Consider the following 22248-nt stretch of genomic DNA (forward strand, 5'->3'; position numbering starts at 1 on the left):
TGACCCTGACTGCTAGTAGGGCTATTGTGCGCGGCAGCGTTTGTTATAGAAGCATCTGTGCTAAACTCAGAAGCAGATGAATTTTTATTTGAATCGGGATTACTAAGGTTTGAAGAATTGGCGTTCATATCAGTCTAAGACAAGTCAAGAGAATAAGAACTCAAGTATAGCAAATGATGAGGTTGCCTTACTAGCGGAGCGCTTAGAGTTTTTTATACCCAAGCTCATGGAAATCATGAAACCTTGGCAATGGCTGCTGACAATCTTTTTTTGGACGCTCTTTTTGGCGATTGTCGATCGCCATAGTGTGACCAATGAGACCCAGTTTATTATAAAAATCACCGCAAGATTTATCCAGACCACCTTAACATTGCTGCCTTCTTTTTATCTCATAGACTATTTGCGCCCTGTTTTTAAACGCATGCGCACACTAAAAGTCAGCCTATATGTTTTACTTATTATCAGTGTAAATTCAGTCATCACACTGACACTTGTGCTGTTACTGATGATGAATACCGGGGCGTTTACTTATACACTTTATGATTTTATCTCAACCATCGTCTTTAATACTCTGATTGTTGCAGGGTTTGCCATCGCAGGATTGCTTATCTCTTTACGTCGTTACCGTGAAATGACAGCACTAAAGCAGTCGTTTGAGAAAAAACTCGCCGCACAAAACGATGTATTAAAAGCCCGTTTGGCACCGCATTTCTTCTTTAATACCATCAATACCTTGACATCACTGATTGAGACCAACCCCGCGCGCGCCGCCGATTTATTGCAACACGTTTCCGTATTATTTCGTGCCAGCTTTAATGGCGCGCGTGAGATTGGGTTTGAAGAAGAAGTGGCGCTTTGTGAGCATTATTTGGCCATTGAAACGATTCGATTGGCAGACAAACTGGTAATAAGTTGGCAGCTGCCTGATGAAAATATCATGTATGACATGGTGATCACCGCTTTGAGTTTGCAGAGCGTGATTGAAAAAATGCTGCTAAACGTGGTTGAGAGGAGCACCGAAACCGTATATATCGACATTACGGTCACCTGGCGACAACACCGTGTGACGATTATTATCAATGTACAACTGCCTAAGAATAGTTTAATGATCCACCACGATTTACGTCAGCATATGGATTTTTATATTCAAGCGCAGCGCTTACAAGCCTACTTCGGTCAGAGTGCAGATATCCAAAGTAAAGTCACCAACAAACAGATTACGACCATCATTGACTATCCACTACAGGATGTAAGCGCATAGTAATATTAACTGTGGCATATTTATTGCAGTATTTATTATAGTACGAATAGTAAGTACGGTTGATAAGTCCAGCTAAACCAAATTGATTATCAAAAGCCGTTCTTTCCCTATACTCAATGATAGGGGATAAGTGCTAATATGTTATTGATATTCTTAAATAGATATTTAAAGTATGCCCTTGGAAGGAGCTTGCATGCGGATCGTAGTTTGTGATGATGAACCATTAGCTCGTGAGCGTTTGGTTAGGATTGTAAAAGAATCCGGTCATGAGGTAGTTGCTCAAGCAAAAACGGGAACTGAAGCCATTGTCGCCGTAAAATCACAGCAGCCAGACATCATATTGTTAGATATTCGTATGCCTGAGATGGATGGCGTACAGTGTGCGCAAGAGCTCGCTAAGCTAAAGCATCCACCCGCCATCATCTTTGTAACGGCTTATGATCACTACGCCATTGCCGCTTTAAAAGCCAATGCCATTGGTTATTTACTAAAACCTGCTAATAAAGATGAGTTGCTCGAAGCTCTGCAAAAAGCCACCAATCTCAATGCTGCCCAGTTAAACGAGATTCGTAAGCTTGAAAATCCAACGTCGCGTCCAGTGCGCGAACATATTGCAGCGCGTACCCATCGCGGTGTTGAGCTGATAAAACTCAAAGACATCTACTATTTTACGGCAGATCAGAAGTACGTCAAAGTACGGCACAAGGATGGCATCGTGCTGATTGATGACACCTTAAAAGAGCTTGAGCAGGAGTTTGAGGACAAACTGTTTCGGGTACATCGTAATGCTATCATCAATATCCAATATCTGGACTTTTTAGAAACCTTAGATGCAGGTCAATATCAGCTACATTTTAAAGGAATTGATGAGACTTTAGCAGTGAGCCGCCGCCATTTACCTGGGCTGCGCGAAAAAATTCAAAACATCTGAGTATTGCTCGCTTTGTCTTCTAAAATCACTGTGCCATATCATCAAACCCTTATTTATGCTTAAATAGGGGTATTTTTTTGCATTATTATCGTTATAAAACCTTTTCAAGCCCCATCTTGGGCGAAAAACTTGCATTGTCATCAAGCAATGACCGTTTAGTATTAAAATTATTGAGGCCTTTTATGAGCACCATGCAACCATCTGCTTTGACTACCATAAATATCGCTACGCGCCAGAGCCCGTTGGCACTATGGCAAGCGGAACATATTCGTGACCGGCTCCTAGCATTGTATCCTGAGATGACAATTAACCTCCTAAAAATCGTCACTAAAGGTGACAAGATTTTGGATACGCCACTGGCAAAAATTGGCGGTAAAGGGTTATTCGTCAAAGAGCTTGAGCAGGCGCTGTATGACAAGCAAGCGGACATCGCGGTGCACTCACTCAAAGACGTGCCAATGGATTTGCCCGAAGGATTGACGTTGGGTGTCTATTGTAAGCGTGCCTCACCAACAGATGCTTTTGTCTCTAATACTTATTCTATTATCGATGAGCTGCCACAGGGCGCAGTAGTTGGGACTGCCAGTTTGCGTCGTCAGTGCCAAATCAAAGCCTATCGTCCCGATTTGCAAATTAAAACCCTACGCGGCAACGTCGGTACGCGCCTGAGCAAATTAGATGCAGGCGAGTTTGATGCCATTATTTTGGCAACCAGTGGTCTACAGCGTATTGAGCTTGATGAGCGCATTCGTAGTGAGCTGGATATCGATATTTGCTTGCCGGCGGTTGGACAGGGCGCGTTAGCGATTGAATGCCGCGCCGATGATGCTGAGGTGCTAAAGCTGTTAGCGCCGCTAAATGATGACAAAGCTCGTATCCGCCTCATCGCTGAGCGCGCGCTCAATCGCCATCTGCAAGGTGGTTGCCAAGTGCCTATCGCCGCTTATGCTGTACTGCAAAAAGCAGATGCCTTGTCTACTGATAATGCCGACAGCGTCAATGGTAGTAACGACGATAGTAACGATAATGGTAATAACGATGCTGGCGATACCCTGTGGCTGCGTGGCCGCGTTGGTCAAGAAGATGGTAGTAAGCTGCTTAAGGTAGACAAGCACCAGACGTTAACAGGCAGTCAAGCTGAGCAAGAAGCTCAGGCAAACCAGCTGGGTATTGAGGTTGCCAAAAAGCTATTACAAGCTGGTGCTGGTGAGATTTTATCAGCGATTTACCATCCTAAATAATAGCTAAACTGTATAGCTTTGAAGCATTACCAACTTAATCATAGAGTTATCAGGGTTTAGATGACTCTATAATTGTGCTAACTCTACTTGATTTTTTCACGGTATATTTATGTCTTGGTCATCATCTACGTCCACGGATTCAAATCAACCAATGAATACGCCACTATCGCTGCCGCAAATAGTTATAAATACGCGCCCAGTTGAGCGCGCCGAACCGCTGACGCAATATTTGCAAGCGGCAGGTCTAACGGTCGTTGATATGCCGATGTTGACTCTGCAACCGCGTTTGACCACGGATAACGATATGATGCTGATGCGTCAGTGGCTAGCAGGCGCGTATCAGGCACTGGTCATCGTAAGCCCGACAGCGGCAGCCTCAGGGTTGGCTATATGGCAGTTGCTTGAGCAGGAGCGCCAAGCTAATGATGGGCATGATAAAGAAATAGAGGGTACAGAAGGTAGCTCTGAGACTTTTGAGACTTTAGCAGCGCCAAGTCATCTGATTGCAGTTGGTGAAGCAACGGCTGCGGTATTAAATGAGGCAAAATTGCCATTTGCTAGCTATCAAGTGCTGCAGCCTGTTATTGCTAATAACGAAGGTATGCTGGCAATGCCTGAGATTGAAAGCTTGCAAAGAGGGGATAAGCTGCTTGTATGGCGGGGTCTTGGTGGACGGCGATTATTGGTCGATACGTTGCAGGCGCGCGGTGTGCATATCGATAGCATCGCTTGGTACGAGCGTAAAATGCCTATCGATGCTATGGTCCAGTATCAACAATGGCTACAAGGTTTCAATAGTGGAGATGCGACATCTGGCATAACCGCATCAAAGCAAGCAAAACCCATTGTCATCGTAAGTAGTGGTACCGCATTTGAGCACTGGCAAAGTATTGTTCAAGCGACCGAATTGCTCAATGTAGCAGCAGGACAACTAGCAATGCCAGTCAATGTACCACTGACACTATCAGACTTTGCTTATGTGGTATTGGGCGAGCGCCTAGCCAATATGGTTGCTGAGCAGCATTTAAGTTATTGGCGCGTGGAAGATTTGGCGCCAGAAACCATTCTTGCTGCTATTAATACTCCGTGCTTATAATAGTTAAAAATGTAAAAAGCTTAATCTTATCAATCATGAACGGTGTGGCCTATGCCAATGAACTCTGAATCGTTATCGAAAGATCCTTCTGCTCTTCAGCAGCGCCGGCAAGCAAATATGTTCTTGTTACGCTTGCAATGGGTGGTTATTTTATTGTTAATAGGCGTCTTACTGTGGCTATATATCAGTCAGCAGCGTTTTCAGCATACGGTCAATGAGCGCTTGCAAAGCAATGAGCAAGTGGTCAGCCGTTTAAATGAGATGGACGACCGCATATTTGCGATGAGTCAACAAACGCTGCCAGCGACTAGGGCAGCGGTCAATAGCCAAGCTCAAAACCAGCTAGATCTATTGCGTATCCAGATACAAGCTGTTGAGAGACTGCTGGCAGACAGTAATAGCAGCGCGGCGATTGGTTTGTTACAAGGGCTACATTGGCAGCTTTCGCAAAAAAATAACGAGATTGCACCTGCATTAACGGTGGTCATTAAACAAAGCTTGGTTAAAGATATTGAGCGTTTACAGGCAAAAAGTGCGCAGCCAAGCTCTTGGCAGCTGCAGAATCTGGCGATTCAAAATATCCAAGATTTTTTATATCGCTATGAGGGTACTACTAGTTCAGATGCCAATCTCAACAATGCACAACAGCAAAGTACAGTACCGAGCCTGTCTACTGAAAATAGCCGTTTAACGCATCGGCAACTGAAGATTCATGAAGCCATCATGACTTTAAATCTAGCCAGTCAGGCCAGCAACATGCATGATCGTGACCAGTTGGTTATGTATTTAAATCAGGCCCGCAAACAGCTGCAAACACTCATACCTAAGCAAACCCAGCAAGTCAAACCAACAGAGTCACAGGTTTCTATCGACAACAAGCAACAGTCAGACAAAAACGACTTGCAGCTCAGATCTTCTCATAAGAATATGCCAGAAGTGATAGAGAGTTTGGATAGACTGATTGCAAATGCACCAAAAACATCGCCTTTATTGACCTCGCAGATTTTAAATAAGCCGCAACGTTAATGCATGACTGATTTATGCGATAGTTTTATAGGCGATAGTTTTAAAGGGTTATCGTTTTAAAGAACAATAAAAAGTAAGAGAGCAGCTGTTATGAAGCATTTGAATCATACCTCTATCGTGACTCATCTAGATGATACTCGTCCTGATGAGCTGGCGCATTATCCTGTTATTTATCAGCAGCCAATCCATTGGGGTGAAATGGATGCCTTTAATCACCTAAACAATGTGGTGTACTATCGTTACGCTGAGTCTGCGCGTATTGGTTACTTGCAGGCACTGGGTATGTTTGATGGCAATATGGTGACGGTATTGGCGCAATCTAGTTGCCAGTATCTACGCCCAGTAACCTATCCTGATACCTTGTTATTAGGCGTGCGTTGTCAGCGTTTGGGCACGACCAGCATTGTGATGGAATACAGCTATTATAGTCTGGCACAAGCTGTTATCGTTGCAACCGCTGAGGCAGTGATCGTGCGCTTAGATAGTAAAGCTCAAGATAAACAACCATGGACGCATGAAGAGCGTGAGCGCTTGCTAGCACTAGAGGCAACGTTTGGTCATACCCCACAACTCTAAGTAGAATGCTTTGTGATTAAGCTTTGAGCAAACAGTAAAAAGGCGCATCAATCTAAGCTCATGCGCCTTTTTATTAATCATAAGTTTCTATTGATTAAGCCTATTAATCTTGCTTTGGTGCATGGACAAAATCAACCACATTTAAATCAAAACCAGATAAGGCATAGAACTTCATCGGTGATGATAATAGACGCATATCACGTACCCCTAAATGACGTAAAATCTGCGCGCCAACACCAATACTGCGATAAGGCTGCTGTGTGATGGTAGACAAGGCTTCATTTAATGCCGCTTTATCCAAGGCATCACCCAAGTCAGTTGGTTCATGATTGCCAATCCAAACCAAGACGCCGCGCTCTGAGGCGCTGATTTCTTCTAGTGCTGAGCGTACGCTCCAGCCGCTACGACCAGTGGTGTCATTTTTGGCAGCAAACAAGTCACGTAATGGATGAAAACCATGGACGCGAACGGTGCTAACACCTTGGCTTACATCGCCTTTAACCAAGGCCAAATGGGTTTCAGTCGCACCAAACTCACGGAAACGATGTAAGGTAAAGGTGCCATATTCGGTCTCAAACGGATGCGAGGCGATCTCTTCGACAGTTTGCTCATTGGCAATACGGTAGTTGATCAAATCAGCAATGGTACCAATTTTTAGATCATGTTCCTTGGCAAATATCTCAAGGTCATCACGGCGTGCCATGGTGCCATCGGCATTGATAATCTCTACAATCACGGCTGCTGGCTCAAGTCCAGCAAGACGTGCTAAGTCACAGCCCGCCTCGGTATGTCCGGCGCGATGTAGCACGCCGCCATTTTGTGCCATGATTGGGAAAATATGCCCAGGCTGAACGATGTCTTCAGGCTTTGCGGCAGAGGAAACAGCGGCTTGGATGGTACGCGCGCGATCAGCGGCTGAAATGCCCGTAGTCACGCCTTCAGCTGCTTCAATAGAAACTGTAAAGTTGGTGCTAAATTTTGCCTCATTACGATCAGACATAAGCGGCAGAGCCAACTGCTGACAACGTGCTTGTGACAAGGTCAAACACACCAAGCCACGTGCATGAGTGATCATAAAGTTGATGTCTTCAGGGCGCACATGGGTCGCTGCCATGATAATATCGCCTTCGTTTTCGCGGTCCTCATCATCCATCAAGATGACCATTTTACCGGCACGAATGTCTTCGATAATCTCAGGAATCGTATTTAAACTCATAGGATGTCTCAATATTTTATTATATAAATGTCAATATGGGATATAAAGCGTTGTCTGCCTATTGTAGCAGTAGCTGCGACAAAGCGCTGTTGCAGCTAAGCAAAATGCATCGGACCAAATCGATCGACTGTAGACACAGTCTAATCATTGCTTATCTATCATTATGAGGACATTTTAACGCTTTTCACCCCACTGTGCTGCCTCATCTCGAAACTATATAGGCCAGTCTGTCTAAAAAAGTGATGAGTATCAGTAAGGCTTACGACAATTGCTGGATGATCGTCTATAGTCCGTCGTATTTTGAGTGGTTAGTCATTACTCGCTGCTTGGCTTTTGAGCCAGTCCATAAATTGCTTGCTATGCTGCTCACGCTGATTGTCTGCAAACTCATAAAAGCGCGTACCGATTAAATTATCTGGTAAGTAGCTTTGCACATAATAGTGATTGGGATAATCGTGCGGATAGATATAATCTTGCCCATAACCTTGATTGCGCATCAATTTGGTGACGCCATTACGCAAATGGAGCGGCACAGGGGAGGCGTCCTTTTCTGCCAAGCGCATTGCGGCATTGATGGCATTGTAAGTACTGTTACTCTTAGCACTGGTTGCCAGATAGACCACCACTTGTCCCAGGATAATACGCGCCTCTGGCATACCAATAGATTGCACACTGCGCAAAGCCGCATCAGCAAGGAGTAGGGCGTTGGGATTGGCATTACCGATATCTTCACTGGCTAAAATCACCAAGCGCCGTGCAATAAAATCAGCTGGCTCACCGCCCACTAGCATACGCGCCATCCAATAAAGCGCTGCATCTGGGTCTGAGCCGCGCACTGACTTTATCATGGCTGAGACCATATCATAGTGCTGCTCGCCATCTTTATCATAACGTACGAGCGCCGTCTGAGCGACACGAGCGACCAAAGCATCATCGATAATGAGTGGTGATTGCGTGGTATCAGCCGTTTGAATCGCAAGCTCTAATAGGTTAAGGGCTTTTCTGGCATCACCATGCGCCAGTTGGCTAATCGTATCTTGCGCCTGCAAATCGACCGATAGGTTTTTTAGCGCCTTATCTTCTAAAAGCGCGCGCTGGAGTACGGCGCTGATTTGCTCAGGCGTGAGCGGCTCTAAACGATAGACTTGGCAACGTGATAATAGGGCGTTGTTAACACTAAAAGAAGGGTTTTCAGTGGTTGCGCCAATCAAGGTAATATCACCTGCCTCAACCGCACCGAGTAAGGCGTCTTGTTGGGCTTTATTAAAACGATGAATCTCATCGATAAACACCACAGGTGATTCAAAACTTAAAGAATCCTTACTGTCTAATACTTCGCGCAGCTGCTTAACCCCAGTATTTAAAGCAGATAGTGCATGGAAGGGGCGTCCAACAGCATCTGCCAAGAGCATAGCAATGGTTGTTTTGCCAATACCTGCTTCCCCATGCAAAATGATAGAGGGTAGATGTCCTTGCTCTACCAAGCGTCGTAACGGCGCACCCACTGCTAACAAGTGCTCTTGACCAATAATAGCGTCAAGTGTAGCAGGGCGCATGCGCTGGGCGAGGGGGGTGTCAGCATGAAAATTGGGTGGCATAAAATTCTCTATCTCTTCTGTTATTCAAGGATTTTTATTGTAGTATTGAACATTTGTTTTTATGTTATAAAGTCAGTCTACTGTTTTGTATATCTATCTTTATAGCTTTATAACATTGTCATGATGTCGTACCTAGCAGTATAAAGGTTAGGCTAACGCAGAATTACGTTAATAAAAGTCAGCTAAATGTACAGCTTATGTCTTTAATGCTTTATTTATAGCTATATTAACCCTATTAAGGTGTTAACTAACTTATAAAAGTGGTAGATCACAGATGAAGGGTAAGGGTAGTCATGTTGCAGTCAATTTTTAGGCGTCTATCAAGACAGCCAAAACCGCCAAATCAGCGTTTGGCATCTACTTATTTAGGTGCTAACAAACGACAAGCAAGGTTTCTGACTGAAGGTGAAATCAGTCTTGCACGTTCGGTTTTTGCTGACAGCATCAAGCTTGATGAGGTACAACTAAAGACAGCATGGTGGGTACTAAAGCATTATGCCGTGAGTCCTAATGGTCACATTTATTTTCATCCAGCAGATTGGGTTGATGATTTTAGTCAAGCGCCACTTGGGAAGCAAAGTTGGTTGATACATGAGCTCACACATGTGTGGCAGCTGCAACAGGGTATGAAGGTGGTACGCGGTGCGCTTATCGATCGCCGCTATAAATATGTACTAAAAATGGGTAAGCCTTTTTTTAAATATGGTATTGAGCAACAGGCACGTATGGTGCAAGACTATTTTGTCCGTCGTCAGCGCGGACAAGACTGTCAGGATCTGGCAAACTGCATTCCATTTTTAGCCGTTTAATCAACGGACAGTCTTGCTCATAGCAGCTCATACTGTCATTGACTCTTAAATATAAGTTTTATATAGCTATGTGATATTTTCGTTTTTAACACAGGAAATAAATTCAGATGTTTACATTATTGCCAAAAAAGCCTCATAGTGAAGATGGTTATCACTTTGCTAACAAGGGGTTTGGGCGTTCACAGCAGTCAAAGCCCTTACTGGCGGCGTCTTTGGCTGGCATGCTATTGCTAAGCGCTTGTCAGCCACAAGCTGTAGAAGACGAGGTCGCCGATAAGCCTAAAACCAGTGAGCAAATAACTGAGGAAGACAGTCAACCAATGGCGCAAAGTGACTCTGCTGCTGCCCGTATTGAGCAGTTTAAGCCTTTATATGTTACCCAGTTTCAAGGATTACAGGGGCGGTTGCAAGCGGAGTATGAGTCGCTACAAGCTGCGGACATTGCAGACAGTGAAAACGCCTTGTTAGTTGATGAGCCTATCGATAGCAATGAGGCGAGCAATAATCAGCCAGCTAATGGTAATCAAGGCGCTGCTACGCCACAACTTGTAGAGAGCCCAGTAACAGCGACACAAGAGGGAGCAAATAGCGACTCTGCGTCAGCTACTCAGATGAATGATGAGGTTAATACCAATACTGAAGTCGGCAAGCGTGACTTAACGGTGTTAAAGCGCATTAGCTTAGAGCCGCGTAAGCCTATTATATTAACTGAAGAGCAGATTATAGAGCGCTATGAACAAGCGATGGACGCCCTTTATCAGCCAGTGACGACGCCACTAACTGCTCAAGATATCGACACCCTGATCAATATCGCAACTTTGGTGCCACAGCTTTTTGAAGATGCAGAAATTGCTGGCAGAGTGAGCGCCAAAAGTCCTGCTTTGGCGCGTTTGATTATCCAGCATCAGGTATGGGAGCAAATAGAAGCTCAGCAAGTACTGGATATGCAGAAAATGAAACAAACCCAGCAGCAGGAATTTGAGATTCTGATGGCAAAATTTAATGAAACCATCAAAGGTTATGATGAACAAATCGCCAAGTACGAGCAGACGCTAAAAGAGTTTCAATAATCTATTAAATTTAAACATAAAAAATCTCGCACATGGCGAGATTTTTTATGGTTTTTTATTTTTACAAATGCTTAATAACTACTTACGGTCTTCAACTTTAACGAATTCGCGTTGTTTCTCACCAGTATATAACTGACGTGGGCGACCGATTTTGAACGGTGCGCTGTGCATCTCAAGCCAATGGCTGATCCAGCCAGAGGTACGAGCTAGTGAGAAGATAACAGTAAACATTGACGTTGGGATACCAATGGCTTTTAAGATAATGCCAGAATAAAAGTCAACGTTTGGATACAGGTTACGCTCAATGAAGAACGGGTCTTCTAAAGCGATTTTCTCAAGCTCCATAGCAAGCTTAAGCTTAGGATCATCGATACCAAGCGCCTGTAATACCTCGTCACACGTCTTTTTCAGTACTTGTGCGCGTGGGTCGAAGTTTTTGTAGACACGGTGACCAAAGCCCATCAGCTTTACTTCACGGCTTTTTACTTTTTCCATGAATTCAGGCACGTTTTCTACCGAACCGATTTCATCTAGCATCTCAAGTACGGCTTCGTTAGCGCCGCCGTGTGATGGACCCCAAAGGGCGGCGATACCAGCAGCGATACAAGCATAAGGATTTGCGCCAGTAGAACCCGCTAAACGTACGGTAGACGTTGAAGCATTTTGCTCATGATCAGCATGCAAGGTAAAGATTTTGTCCATGGCACGGGTGATGACGTCATTGGTTTTGTAATCAACATCAGCAGGCGTTGCAAACATCATGTATAAGAAGTTTTCCGCATAATTGAAGTCATTACGTGGATACATGAACGGTTCGCCTTGTGAGTATTTATAACTCATTGCTGCAAGCGTTGGCATCTTAGCGATCAGGCGAATCGCAGTAATTTCACGATGTTCTTCATTGCTGACATCTAGGTTTTCATGATAGAACGCTGACAGAGCACCAACGACACCAACCATAATGGCCATCGGGTGAGCGTCACGGCGGAAACCTTCAAAGAATTTACGCAATTGATCATGAACACCAGTATGCTTACGAATTTTCTCAAAGAAATCGGCTTTTTGCTCAGCGTTAGGCAAATCACCATGAATCAGTGCATAAGCCACTTCTAGATATTCTGCATTGTTTGCTAACTGGTCAATAGGATAGCCGCGATGCAATAGCTCGCCTTTACCACCATCAATGAAGGTAATTTTTGATTCGACAGGAGCGGTTGCCATAAAGCCTGGATCATAGGTCCAGTAGCCAGCTTGTTGGAAAGCAGCAACTTCGATAACTGATGGTCCTAAAGTGCCCTCAGTAATAGGAAGTTGGTAGTCCTTACCATCTACGGTCAATGTGGCTTGATTATCAGCCATAATTTAATCTCCATTGTTTTAACTTGTTAGAACAAAAATAATAGTGACGCACACCCTCGCGTCATAAACAGTCAAATGGTCAAAAAGAATATGACCTATTTAATATGCAGGCTATATTAGCAGCTATTACTTAAGTTTTGAAAAGACTTTTACTCGCAAAACTACCAATAGGCGTGCGCTAATAGTGCTTATCGGCTGTAAACTTTGTATCAAAATATGTCTCGTGAGTAATTTGACTGTAAACCAGCCTATTTGGCGTAGGGTAATGATTATTATTACGTAACCTACAAAAAAGCTATTTTAGCCAAATCTTATGTCGAGATACTTTCTTATAGCTTCTATTTATAGTTACGATAATAAGAGCTATAACAAGACAGGGCATCATCAGTCGATACATTCATCTATCTGTCTAAACTTATAAAGTAAGTGTCTAAGACTGAGTAATATTAATGAATTCATCTTGCAAATAGCCAGTTTTTTGTTAATAAATCTCTAATAACCACTATTTAGGGGATAAATTTGTAATTAGAGCCCAGTCATTTTATAATTAGAGGGATTTAACTGGCACTAGCTTTGCGCAAATTGATGGCTTGTCCTGATAAAGTAGGTACTGGGCGTTGCTCTACTCATACTTTGTTACGATTGAATGATCATTTTGCAGACCAAGACCGAGCTTATCGCTTGAATGTTCTTGTTAACTGTTCTATTTTTAAATAGCCTACAGTGAAGTTTACCTTAACAAAAAATGATAACATAGAGATGACTCCATGGCGTTGTCTTTTTTTTGTGAATGGGAATGGGTAAAAATAGAATAGTTAATCGATTTATTCCATGCTTTATTTTATGGTCTGTTAATATGTAGAGAGCTTGTTGTTGAAAGAGTGTACTGGCTCATTACCTGATGATTACATTGCCATAATGACCCTAGTACGCCTTGTATGCTTGCAGATTTAGCGCAAATTAAATGACGTCAGCTAGCCCTTCCTTACTTTATTCGTCTTGTGTAGAGCTCAGTGTATTTGGCAGCCGATTGCTAAAGCATAAGTAACTACCAGATATAACCGCAAAAAGGATGCCCGCTGTGAAAAGCAACCGACCTATTGATCTGCCCCTCAGCCAAGTGATTAGTGTTAATCGATCACCGATTGCGATTGCTTCAATTCTGCATCGTATCTCTGGCATCATTTTATTTTTACTTATTCCAGTCATGCTGTGGTTATTGCAGAATTCTTTGGCATCGCCTGAGAGTTTTGAGACCGTGTTTGACAATGTTTTAGTGCGCTTTTTGGCGTGGATTTTCGTTGCTGCCATTGCTTATCACTTTGTGATGGGTATGAAGCATTTATTTGCTGATATGGGTATGAACGAAGAGCTGAAATCCGGCCGTGCCGCCTCTATGATCAGCTTTGTAATTGCAGCGATCTTAATTGTCGCGTCATTTGTATGGGTGATGTTCTAATGAAAAATGATTCAGGTATCAAAAGCGCAACCAGTCTAACCGGCTCAGGCTCACGTGATTGGATTATTCAGCGTATCAGTGCTGTGGTATTGGCAGTATATAGTGTGGTGCTATTGGGCTTCTTTTTGACCCACGGCGATGTCACTTATGCTGAGTGGTCAAGTTTTATGACCAGCTTACCGATGCGTCTATTTAGCTTGGTGGCGGTTCTAGCCCTTGCAGGTCACGCATGGATTGGTATGTGGACGGTGTTTACTGATTATATCACTACAGGCAAATTGGGCGCGAGCGCAGCGGGTCTACGTCTGGTATTGCAGACCTTAATGATTATTGCCGTATTAGTATTTTTATTCTGGGGCATCATGATTTTTTGGGGTAACGGCTTCGGTGTCGTTGCTGTTTAATTCTCAGATAGATATGCACATTTTAGTAAGTGGTTGAAGACAGCTTATATATCCAATTTTATCAGTCATATCCATGCTTTGAGTCGATGATTCAGCTTGGAGTGCATGACTGGTTGAGCGGTCTTTGTATTTACTTCGCAAGTATTAACAGGCATTAGGAAAACCGTAATGGCAACTAGACAAGACAATACCATTAGCAATATCAAAACTCTAAACTATGACGCGGTCATCGTTGGTGGTGGCGGTTCAGGTATGCGTGCATCATTGCACCTAGCTGAAGCCGGCATGAAGGTTGCAGTCTTAACCAAAGTATTCCCAACGCGCTCGCACACGGTTGCAGCTCAAGGCGGTATTGGTGCAAGTCTCGGTAACATGAGCAACGATAACTGGCATTTCCACTTTTATGACACCGTTAAAGGGTCAGATTGGTTGGGTGATCAAGACGCCATTGAGTACATGTGCCGTGAAGCGCCAAAAGTCGTTTATGAGCTTGAGCACATGGGCATGCCGTTTGACCGTAACGAAGATGGCACGATTTATCAGCGCCCATTCGGTGGTCATACCTCAAACTATGGCGAAAAAGCTGTACAACGTGCGTGTGCTGCTGCTGACCGTACTGGTCATGCACTATTACATACGCTTTATCAAAAAAATCTACAGCAAGGTACTGAGTTCTTTATCGAGTGGATTGCGCTTGATTTGATCAAAGATGAAGCTGGTAATATCAATGGCGTTATCGCGATTGAGCAAGAAACGGGTACGGTTGCCGTATTCCAGTCACCGATTACTGTCCTAGCGACAGGTGGTGCAGGTCGTATCTTTGCGGCATCTACCAACGCTTATATTAATACTGGCGACGGTATTGGTATGGCCGTTCGTGCGGGTATTCCATTACAAGATATGGAGTTCTGGCAGTTCCACCCAACGGGCGTTCATGGTGCAGGCGTACTATTGACCGAAGGTTGCCGCGGTGAAGGCGCAATCTTACGTAATAAAGATGGCGAAGCCTTTATGGAGCGTTATGCGCCAACGGTTAAAGACTTGGCACCACGTGACCTAGTTTCTCGTTCTATGGACCAAGAAATCAAAGAAGGTCGTGGTTGTGGTCCAAATGCCGACCATATCGTGATGGATATGACCCATTTGGGTGTTGAAACCATCATGAAGCGTCTGCCGTCAGTATTTGAGATTGGTAAAAACTTTGCCAACGTCGATATCACTAAAGAGCCGATTCCTGTTATTCCAACCATTCACTACATGATGGGCGGTATTCCAACGACGATTCATGGTCAAGTGATTGTACCGGATTTAGAAGCGGGTACCGATGAAGACGGTCTATATGCCAAAGGCAATGTGATTAAAGGTCTTTATGCCATCGGTGAATGTGCGTGCGTCAGTGTCCACGGTGCCAACCGTTTAGGTACCAACTCATTACTAGATTTATTGGTATTTGGTCGCGCTGCTGGTAAGCACATCGTTGATGAGTTCCATCACGCTGATCATAACTATAAGCCACTTGATCCTCGCGTCCTTGATTATACAGTTGGTCGTTTAGACAAACTGCAACAATCAACTTCAGGCTACAATGCGCAAGACGTTGCCGATGAGATTCGTGCAATCATGCAAACGCATGCCAGTGTATTCCGTACACAAGCGATGATGGATGAAGGCGTTAAGAAAATCCTAGCCCTAGGCGAGAAGATTGATCAGATTCATTTGGCTGATAAATCACAAGTCTTTAACACCGCGCGTATCGAAGCCTTTGAAGTAGGCAATCTTTATGAAGTTGCAAAAGCGACGATGATATCAGCCGCCAAGCGCCATGAAAGCCGCGGCGCGCACAGTGTCTCTGACTATGATCGTCCTGAGGATGATGAGTACGCACCAAATGGTCGTAACGATAATGATTGGATGAAGCATACCCTATGGTATTCTGAAGGCAATAAGATTATCTATAAGCCAGTTCGTAAAGTACCATTAACGGTTGATTATATCGAGCCAAAGGTTCGCGTCTACTAATTCAGATGACTTGCATCTGCTACAGATAGACAGCATATACGTTTTATCCTTTATTCATTTATTAAAAAGGTGACCGCCAGCTACAAGCTCATGCCAGCGCTCTATTAATCAGTATTTGACCCTTCTTGTCAGTCCAGATTAATAGTCAGCGCGACTATGTTGCAATCTTTGTATGCCCGCCATCACCGACGTGTGGAGTTTAGCATTATGAGCCGAGGTACTCGCACCATCGAAATCTATCGCTACGATCCTGATGTGGACGCAGCGCCGCGCATGCAAACCTATACGATTGAGTTGTTAGATTCAGATCGTATGTTGCTTGACGTGTTATTACGCCTAAAGAAGGAAGATGAAACCCTTACCTTCCGTCGCTCATGCCGTGAAGGCATCTGTGGCTCTGATGGCATGAATATTAATGGTAAAAATGGTCTGGCATGTTTGATCAACATGAACACCCTGCCAGAAAAAGTAACCGTTCGTCCCCTACCGGGTCTGCCGGTTGTTCGTGATTTGGTCGTTGATATGAACCAATTTTACGAGCAGTACGAAAAGGTACATCCATTTTTAATTAACGATCAGCCAGCGCCTGCGACTGAGCGCTTGCAGTCACCTGAGCAACGTGACAAGTTAAATGGTTTATATGAGTGTATTTTATGTGCTTGCTGTTCAACCAGCTGCCCATCTTTCTGGTGGAATCCTGATAAATTCTTAGGACCATCAGCACTACTGCATGCCGATCGTTTTGTTTCTGATAGCCGTGACACCGATACGCGTGCACGTTTGGCTCGTTTAGACGATCCATTCAGCTTATTCCGTTGCCGCGGTATCATGAACTGCGTATCAGTATGTCCAAAAGGCTTGAATCCAACCAAAGCAATTGGTCATTTGCGTAATTTGTTGCTTGATCAAGCAGGTTAATATACCTTTTAAGCTTAATTAGCTTTATAATAGCGCTATAAAAAAACACCACCTAAGATAAGGTGGTGTTTTTTATTTATTAAAATAAGCAAAAATAGCGCAAGGCTACTACGTTTGTTGTATCACTCTCGGACACGATTGGCATTTGCATCAGAACCATTATGGCAAGTAAGGCGATACTAACAATACGTTGCTCATATGTAAGACAACCTGTTATCTCGCGCATCTGCCTATATAATTATAAATAGGAATGGCTAAGCATAAAAAATGCTTGGTTATTATAAAATTATAGGGGTGAATGACGATGATAGAAGGTATATAATACTGAAGTTAAAACGCATGCATCGCAGTGATGAATGAATGCGTAAAAATCACTCATCTATGCATTGTAGAGAGTGATCATAGATATTCATTGTTTAAATACAGTATATTGAACAAACAAACTATAGCTGCAATCGTTGCCATGTTACGCTATACGGCAGTGTATCATTTGTCAAATAGTGATTACGAAGCTACAATAGCCTAGTTATTCAGCGGAAATGGCATGTAAATTAGCCAGCTGAACAAAAAATTTTAAAAAAATGTTATGAGTAACGATTTAGTTATAACTTATAGCATTATATATAAATTAATGTTTTACGACGAGCGACATAAGAAAACTGCACGTTCACAAATAATGTGAATCGCCTTCTATGTTGATTGTCCATGGTTAAAAGCTATATATGTAACAGTTGAACCGCCTATATACAACAGATTTCGCAATAATAAGCACGATTCCATTCATTTATCTATCAAATAGACGATTATTATGAATAGTATAACTAAAGAAGCAGCGAGCGTAGATCAAACAGAATTGGCTGCTGATAACGCCACTTATATTGATATCCTCTACGAGCAATACCTAGAAGATCCTAATAGTGTTGGCAGTGATTGGCAAACGTATTTTGAACAATACAAATCGCCAAATGATGCGCCGCATAATGCCATCAAAGATCAGTTTTTATTATTAGCTCGTAATCAGACGGCTAATAAGGTCAATACTGATACCAATAGCGCCCCTAGCACTCAAAAAAGTAGCCCTGCTGGTGACAATAAGCAGATGGGCGTACAGCAGCTTATCTCAGCTTACCGTCGCCGCGGTCATCGCCGTGCGCAGTTAGATCCCTTAAATCTGCATCCGCGTGCAGAAGTGGAGGATTTGACCCTTGCTTATCACAATCTTTCTGAAGCAGATCTTGATACGGTATTTCCGACTAATGATCTAAACATCGGTAAAAATGAAGCGCCGTTACGCGAAATCATTGAGATTATGGAGCGCGTCTATTGCCGTCATATCGGTATAGAGTATATGCACGTGACCACCAGCACTGAAAAGCGCTGGATGGAAAAATATCTAGAAACCAATCTAGGTCATATCTCGTTTGATACAGAAAAACGCCTGTCTATCCTTGAGCGTTTGACCGCAGCAGAAGGTTTAGAGAAGTACCTTGCGCGTAAATATACGGGTGTGAAGCGTTTTGGTCTGGAAGGCGGCGAGAGCTTTATTCCAGCTATCAATGAAATCATCCAACGTGCTGGTGGTTATGGCACCAAAGAGATGGTCATTGGTATGGCGCACCGTGGGCGTTTAAACTTGTTGGTCAACATCTTGGGTAAAAACCCTGCCGATTTGTTTGATGAGTTCGATGGTAAAGTGCAGCCAGAAAAAGGTTCAGGCGATGTTAAGTACCACAATGGTTTTTCATCAAACGTGATGACACCAGGTGGCGAGGCGCATTTAGCCTTGGCATTTAACCCATCACATCTTGAAATCGTTGCGCCGGTACTACAAGGCTCAGTACGTGCGCGTCAAGTACGTCGTAATGATCAGCCAATGTATGAAAACAAGCGTGGCAACTCAGTATTGCCAATTGTCATCCATGGTGATGCAGCGTTTGCCGGTCAAGGCGTGGTACAAGAGACCTTCCAGATGTCACAGACCCGTGCATATACGACGGGTGGCACCATTCATATCGTGATTAATAACCAAGTTGGTTTTACCACCAGCCGTCAAGAAGATGCCCGCTCAACAGAATACTGTACCGACGTGGCAAAAATGGTTCATGCGCCAATTTTACATGTTAATGGTGATGATCCTGAGTCTGTGGTATTTGCTGCGCAGTTGGCATTAGATTATCGTCATGAATTTGACAAAGATATTATTATAGATCTCTTCTGCTATCGCCGTAACGGTCATAATGAGGCGGACGAGCCTTCAGCGACGCAGCCATTGATGTATGCGGTGATCAAAAAGCTACCAACGACTCGTACTATCTATGCAAAACAGTTAATTGAGCAAGGCTTACTAAGTAAAGAAGATGAAACGCGTCTAGAAGATGAGTATCGCGAATCTTTAGACCGCGGTGAGTATGTTGCTAATGCATTGGTTAATGAGCCGAACGAGCAGCTATTTGTCGATTGGAAACCTTATCTAGGTCATGATTTGGTTGACGATTGGGATACCAGTGTCGATATCGAATTATTAAAAGGTTATGGTCGCCGCATGGCGCAAATGCCAGAAGGCTATAAGCTACAGCGTCAGGTACAAAAAGTAGTTGAGCAGCGTTTAGCGATGCAAACTGGTGAAGAGCCTTTAAACTGGGGTGCAGCTGAGACACTGGCATACGCATCATTGGTCGATAACGATAAAGTGCTGGTACGTATTACTGGTGAAGACGTTGGCCGTGGTACGTTCTCACATCGTCACAGTGAGCTATATAATGTAGAAGATGGCAGCATGTATGTGCCACTGGCTCACATGAGCGAAGACCAAGCACGCTTTGCCACTTATAATTCATTGCTATCAGAAGAAGCTGTACTGGCTTTTGAATATGGCTATGCGACCACAGTGCCAAATGCATTGGTCATTTGGGAAGCGCAGTTCGGTGATTTTGTTAACGGTGCTCAAGTTGTTATTGACCAGTTTATCGCAAGTGGCGAGACAAAATGGCAGCGCGTTTGCGGCTTAACGATGTTATTGCCGCATGGTTTTGAAGGTCAAGGTCCTGAGCATTCATCAGCTCGCCTTGAGCGCTTCTTGCAGTTATGTGCTGAAGACAACATGCAAGTCATCACACCAACGACGCCTGCACAGATTTATCATGCGCTACGTCGTCAGGCGGTTCGCCCGATTCGTAAACCGCTCATTGTTATGTCGCCAAAGAGCTTACTACGTCATAAACTTGCCACGTCACAATTAGAAGAGCTGGCACATGGTAAGTTTGAAACGGTATTACCAGAGATGGATCAGCAAAATCCGGACAACGTGACTCGTATGGTGCTATGTGGCGGTAAAGTTTATTATGACTTGCTTGAGCAACGCCGCGCTTTAGGTCTAGATCATGTGGCCATCGTGCGTATCGAGCAGCTTTATCCTTTACCAGAGCAACGCTTAATTGCTGAAATTGAAAAATATAGCAATTTAAAAGAAATTGTTTGGACGCAAGAAGAGCCGCTGAACCAAGGTGCTTGGTATTATCTAGCACCGCATATGTTCCGCATTGTGGTACCGCATCCAACCCGAGCAAAAGTGATGGAGCCAGTTGCTCGCCCTGCTAGTGCAGCGCCTGCGACAGGATCAGCAAAACTGCACGTTAAGCAACAACAAGATTTGATCGCTGGTGGTCTTGGTATCAGTGTAGATGAGTTGTCTATTTAATAGCGCATCTAAATAACAGATTGTATGTAATCAATGAATCAGGCGATGACAGTCAGTAACCAGTGAGACAATGTAAATATCACATTTTAGATGGCACTGACTGCCTATCACGACTTAATTATAAATAGTAATATCCAAATCTAAGGAGTATATCGATGGCTGAAATTAAAGCCCCCGTTTTTCCAGAATCGGTTGCCGATGGTACAATCGTTGAATGGCACGTCACTGAAGGTCAGCAAGTAAACCGTGATGACCTATTGGCTGAAATCGAAACCGATAAAGTGGTACTAGAAGTGGTTGCACCTGATAATGGTGTAGTGACCAAAATCGTTAAGCAAGTCGATGATACTGTATTGTCTGATGAGCTGATTGCTGAATTTGAAGCGGGCGCGAGCGCCAGTGCAGAAGCTGCCCCTGCTGTTGATCCAGATCAACCAGCTGCTCCAGTACAACCGAAGCAAGCAGCAGATGGCGGTGAGCCAGTACAAGCGTCTGTTGAAGCGGATCATAAAGATCAAAGCCCTGCAGTCCGTAAAGCGGCTAAAGAGTCTGGTGTAGATCCTAAAAACGTTGAAGGCAGTGGTCGCGGTGGTCGTGTAACTAAGACTGACATGTCAAACCCAACATTAAAAGCGGACAGCTCAATCACCTCTGATAGTGGTCGTCCTGTTGCTGAAGCGGTTGGCGAGCGTACCGAAAAACGTGTACCAATGACTCGTCTACGTAAAACAATCGCCAATCGTCTGCTCGCCGCTTCTCAAGAAACGGCAATGCTAACGACGTTTAACGAAGTCAACATGAAACCGTTGATGGATATGCGTACCAAATATAAAGATCAGTTTGAAAAGCGTCATGGCACGCGTTTAGGCTTTATGTCGTTATTTGTGAAAGCAGCGACTGAAGCACTAAAACGCTACCCAGCTGTAAATGCTTCATTAGACGGTGATGATATCGTTTATCATGGTTACTATGACATCGGTGTTGCCGTATCTTCTAACCGTGGTCTTGTTGTACCGGTACTGCGTGATACTGATCGCATGAGCATGGCTGATGTTGAAGCCAAGATTCGTGAGTTTGGTGGTAAAGCACAAGAAGGCAAACTTGGTTTGGATGAGATGACTGGCGGTACGTTTACTATCTCAAACGGCGGTGTATTTGGTTCACTTATGTCAACGCCTATCTTGAATCCACCACAAACTGCAATCTTGGGTATGCATGCCATCAATGACCGTCCTATGGCAGTTAATGGTGAAGTTAAAATCTTGCCAATGATGTATCTTGCCCTGTCTTATGACCATCGTATGATTGATGGTAAAGAAGCGGTACAATTCTTAGTAACACTAAAAGAATTGGTTGAAGACCCTACTATGCTACTTTTAGATCTTTAAGTTTTTAGGCTTGTATCAGTCATGACTGATACAAGCTTTTTAGCTTTGTATAGATTATCTTTTAATGCCTTTTAGCTTTTTCAGTTCTATCTTATGAGCAATGAGCTAAAAATACTCAGCATCCATCTTTATCGTCTTTTTAAGCGCATCTATTATCTATCATTTAGATATCGTATTGGT

At 43.7% G+C, this 22248-nt stretch carries 17 protein-coding genes; 14 read left to right on the forward strand and 3 right to left on the reverse strand.

The window, feature by feature from the left end; translation table 11 throughout:
- Positions 1-109 precede the first annotated feature (109 nt).
- From ABYU67_RS01440 to ABYU67_RS01465, 6 genes are all read left to right on the forward strand, one after another.
- Entirely contained in the window at positions 110-1261 is a 1152-nt protein-coding gene (locus tag ABYU67_RS01440) for a histidine kinase (protein WP_372843220.1), read from the forward strand.
- 193 nt (positions 1262-1454) lie between these two features.
- Positions 1455-2192 (forward strand): LytR/AlgR family response regulator transcription factor, encoded by a 738-nt coding sequence (locus ABYU67_RS01445; protein ID WP_372843221.1) that lies wholly within the window; start codon positions 1455-1457, stop codon positions 2190-2192.
- Between the two features lie 182 nt (positions 2193-2374).
- Positions 2375-3433 carry a hydroxymethylbilane synthase gene (hemC, locus tag ABYU67_RS01450; RefSeq protein ID WP_372843223.1) on the forward strand — a complete coding sequence of 353 codons (1059 nt, stop codon included), beginning with the start codon at positions 2375-2377 and terminating at the stop codon, positions 3431-3433.
- Positions 3434-3542: 109 nt separating this feature from the next.
- Positions 3543-4529 (forward strand): uroporphyrinogen-III synthase, encoded by a 987-nt coding sequence (locus tag ABYU67_RS01455; RefSeq protein ID WP_372843224.1) that lies wholly within the window; start codon positions 3543-3545, stop codon positions 4527-4529.
- Between the two features lie 51 nt (positions 4530-4580).
- The gene (locus ABYU67_RS01460; protein ID WP_372843225.1) at positions 4581-5555 is read left to right on the forward strand and encodes a hypothetical protein; all 975 of its coding nucleotides are present in this window, start codon (positions 4581-4583) and stop codon (positions 5553-5555) included.
- A gap of 90 nt (positions 5556-5645) precedes the next feature.
- The gene (locus tag ABYU67_RS01465; RefSeq protein WP_372843226.1) at positions 5646-6131 is read left to right on the forward strand and encodes an acyl-CoA thioesterase; all 486 of its coding nucleotides are present in this window, start codon (positions 5646-5648) and stop codon (positions 6129-6131) included.
- Between the two features lie 103 nt (positions 6132-6234).
- Here the strand turns inward: ABYU67_RS01465 and ribBA are convergent, their stop codons facing one another.
- Entirely contained in the window at positions 6235-7347 is a 1113-nt protein-coding gene (ribBA, locus tag ABYU67_RS01470; RefSeq protein ID WP_372843227.1) for a bifunctional 3,4-dihydroxy-2-butanone-4-phosphate synthase/GTP cyclohydrolase II, read from the reverse strand.
- A 308-nt stretch (positions 7348-7655) separates the two neighbouring features.
- Positions 7656-8945 (reverse strand): replication-associated recombination protein A, encoded by a 1290-nt coding sequence (locus ABYU67_RS01475; protein ID WP_372843228.1) that lies wholly within the window; start codon positions 8943-8945, stop codon positions 7656-7658.
- Positions 8946-9238: 293 nt separating this feature from the next.
- Between ABYU67_RS01475 and ABYU67_RS01480 the strand changes: the two genes are divergently transcribed.
- Positions 9239-9754 carry a type IV secretion protein Rhs gene (locus ABYU67_RS01480; RefSeq protein ID WP_372843229.1) on the forward strand — a complete coding sequence of 172 codons (516 nt, stop codon included), beginning with the start codon at positions 9239-9241 and terminating at the stop codon, positions 9752-9754.
- A gap of 107 nt (positions 9755-9861) precedes the next feature.
- Positions 9862-10824, forward strand: coding sequence for a hypothetical protein (locus tag ABYU67_RS01485; protein WP_372843230.1), 963 nt, complete (start codon positions 9862-9864; stop codon positions 10822-10824).
- A gap of 78 nt (positions 10825-10902) precedes the next feature.
- Here ABYU67_RS01485 and gltA read toward each other — a convergent pair whose 3' ends face one another.
- Positions 10903-12183 (reverse strand): citrate synthase, encoded by a 1281-nt coding sequence (gltA, locus tag ABYU67_RS01490; RefSeq protein WP_372843231.1) that lies wholly within the window; start codon positions 12181-12183, stop codon positions 10903-10905.
- A gap of 1072 nt (positions 12184-13255) precedes the next feature.
- Between gltA and sdhC the strand changes: the two genes are divergently transcribed.
- The 6 genes from sdhC (at position 13256) to odhB (ending at position 22068) form a co-directional block, all read left to right on the forward strand.
- Complete coding sequence (gene sdhC, locus ABYU67_RS01495; protein WP_011512482.1) at positions 13256-13642, forward strand: succinate dehydrogenase, cytochrome b556 subunit; 387 nt, start codon at positions 13256-13258, stop codon at positions 13640-13642.
- A 17-nt stretch (positions 13643-13659) separates the two neighbouring features.
- Positions 13660-14046, forward strand: coding sequence for a succinate dehydrogenase, hydrophobic membrane anchor protein (gene sdhD, locus ABYU67_RS01500; RefSeq protein WP_372843287.1), 387 nt, complete (start codon positions 13660-13662; stop codon positions 14044-14046).
- A 168-nt stretch (positions 14047-14214) separates the two neighbouring features.
- Positions 14215-16065, forward strand: a complete 1851-nt coding sequence (gene sdhA / locus ABYU67_RS01505; protein ID WP_372843232.1) for a succinate dehydrogenase flavoprotein subunit — start codon at positions 14215-14217, stop codon at positions 16063-16065.
- Positions 16066-16272: 207 nt separating this feature from the next.
- Positions 16273-16983, forward strand: a complete 711-nt coding sequence (locus ABYU67_RS01510) for a succinate dehydrogenase iron-sulfur subunit (protein ID WP_372843233.1) — start codon at positions 16273-16275, stop codon at positions 16981-16983.
- A gap of 808 nt (positions 16984-17791) precedes the next feature.
- Complete coding sequence (locus ABYU67_RS01515) at positions 17792-20680, forward strand: 2-oxoglutarate dehydrogenase E1 component (protein ID WP_372843234.1); 2889 nt, start codon at positions 17792-17794, stop codon at positions 20678-20680.
- Positions 20681-20835: 155 nt separating this feature from the next.
- The gene (gene odhB, locus ABYU67_RS01520) at positions 20836-22068 is read left to right on the forward strand and encodes a 2-oxoglutarate dehydrogenase complex dihydrolipoyllysine-residue succinyltransferase (protein ID WP_372843235.1); all 1233 of its coding nucleotides are present in this window, start codon (positions 20836-20838) and stop codon (positions 22066-22068) included.
- Positions 22069-22248 lie beyond the last annotated feature (180 nt).

It is taken from the genome of Psychrobacter sp. (genome assembly GCF_041554015.1).
GTDB lineage: Bacteria > Pseudomonadota > Gammaproteobacteria > Pseudomonadales > Moraxellaceae > Psychrobacter.

Bases quoted from the DNA above. Each gene is read 5' to 3' on its own strand.
- ABYU67_RS01445 (WP_372843221.1), top strand. From the start codon at position 1,455: ATGCGGATCGTAGTTTGTGATGATGAACCATTAGCTCGTGAGCGTTTG.
- hemC (WP_372843223.1), top strand. From the start codon at position 2,375: ATGAGCACCATGCAACCATCTGCTTTGACTACCATAAATATCGCTACG.
- ABYU67_RS01455 (WP_372843224.1), top strand. From the start codon at position 3,543: ATGTCTTGGTCATCATCTACGTCCACGGATTCAAATCAACCAATGAAT.
- ABYU67_RS01460 (WP_372843225.1), top strand. From the start codon at position 4,581: ATGCCAATGAACTCTGAATCGTTATCGAAAGATCCTTCTGCTCTTCAG.
- ABYU67_RS01465 (WP_372843226.1), top strand. From the start codon at position 5,646: ATGAAGCATTTGAATCATACCTCTATCGTGACTCATCTAGATGATACT.
- ribBA (WP_372843227.1), bottom strand. From the start codon at position 7,347: ATGAGTTTAAATACGATTCCTGAGATTATCGAAGACATTCGTGCCGGT.
- ABYU67_RS01475 (WP_372843228.1), bottom strand. From the start codon at position 8,945: ATGCCACCCAATTTTCATGCTGACACCCCCCTCGCCCAGCGCATGCGC.
- ABYU67_RS01480 (WP_372843229.1), top strand. From the start codon at position 9,239: ATGTTGCAGTCAATTTTTAGGCGTCTATCAAGACAGCCAAAACCGCCA.
- ABYU67_RS01485 (WP_372843230.1), top strand. From the start codon at position 9,862: ATGTTTACATTATTGCCAAAAAAGCCTCATAGTGAAGATGGTTATCAC.
- gltA (WP_372843231.1), bottom strand. From the start codon at position 12,183: ATGGCTGATAATCAAGCCACATTGACCGTAGATGGTAAGGACTACCAA.
- sdhC (WP_011512482.1), top strand. From the start codon at position 13,256: ATGCCCGCTGTGAAAAGCAACCGACCTATTGATCTGCCCCTCAGCCAA.
- sdhA (WP_372843232.1), top strand. From the start codon at position 14,215: ATGGCAACTAGACAAGACAATACCATTAGCAATATCAAAACTCTAAAC.
- ABYU67_RS01510 (WP_372843233.1), top strand. From the start codon at position 16,273: ATGAGCCGAGGTACTCGCACCATCGAAATCTATCGCTACGATCCTGAT.
- ABYU67_RS01515 (WP_372843234.1), top strand. From the start codon at position 17,792: ATGAATAGTATAACTAAAGAAGCAGCGAGCGTAGATCAAACAGAATTG.
- odhB (WP_372843235.1), top strand. From the start codon at position 20,836: ATGGCTGAAATTAAAGCCCCCGTTTTTCCAGAATCGGTTGCCGATGGT.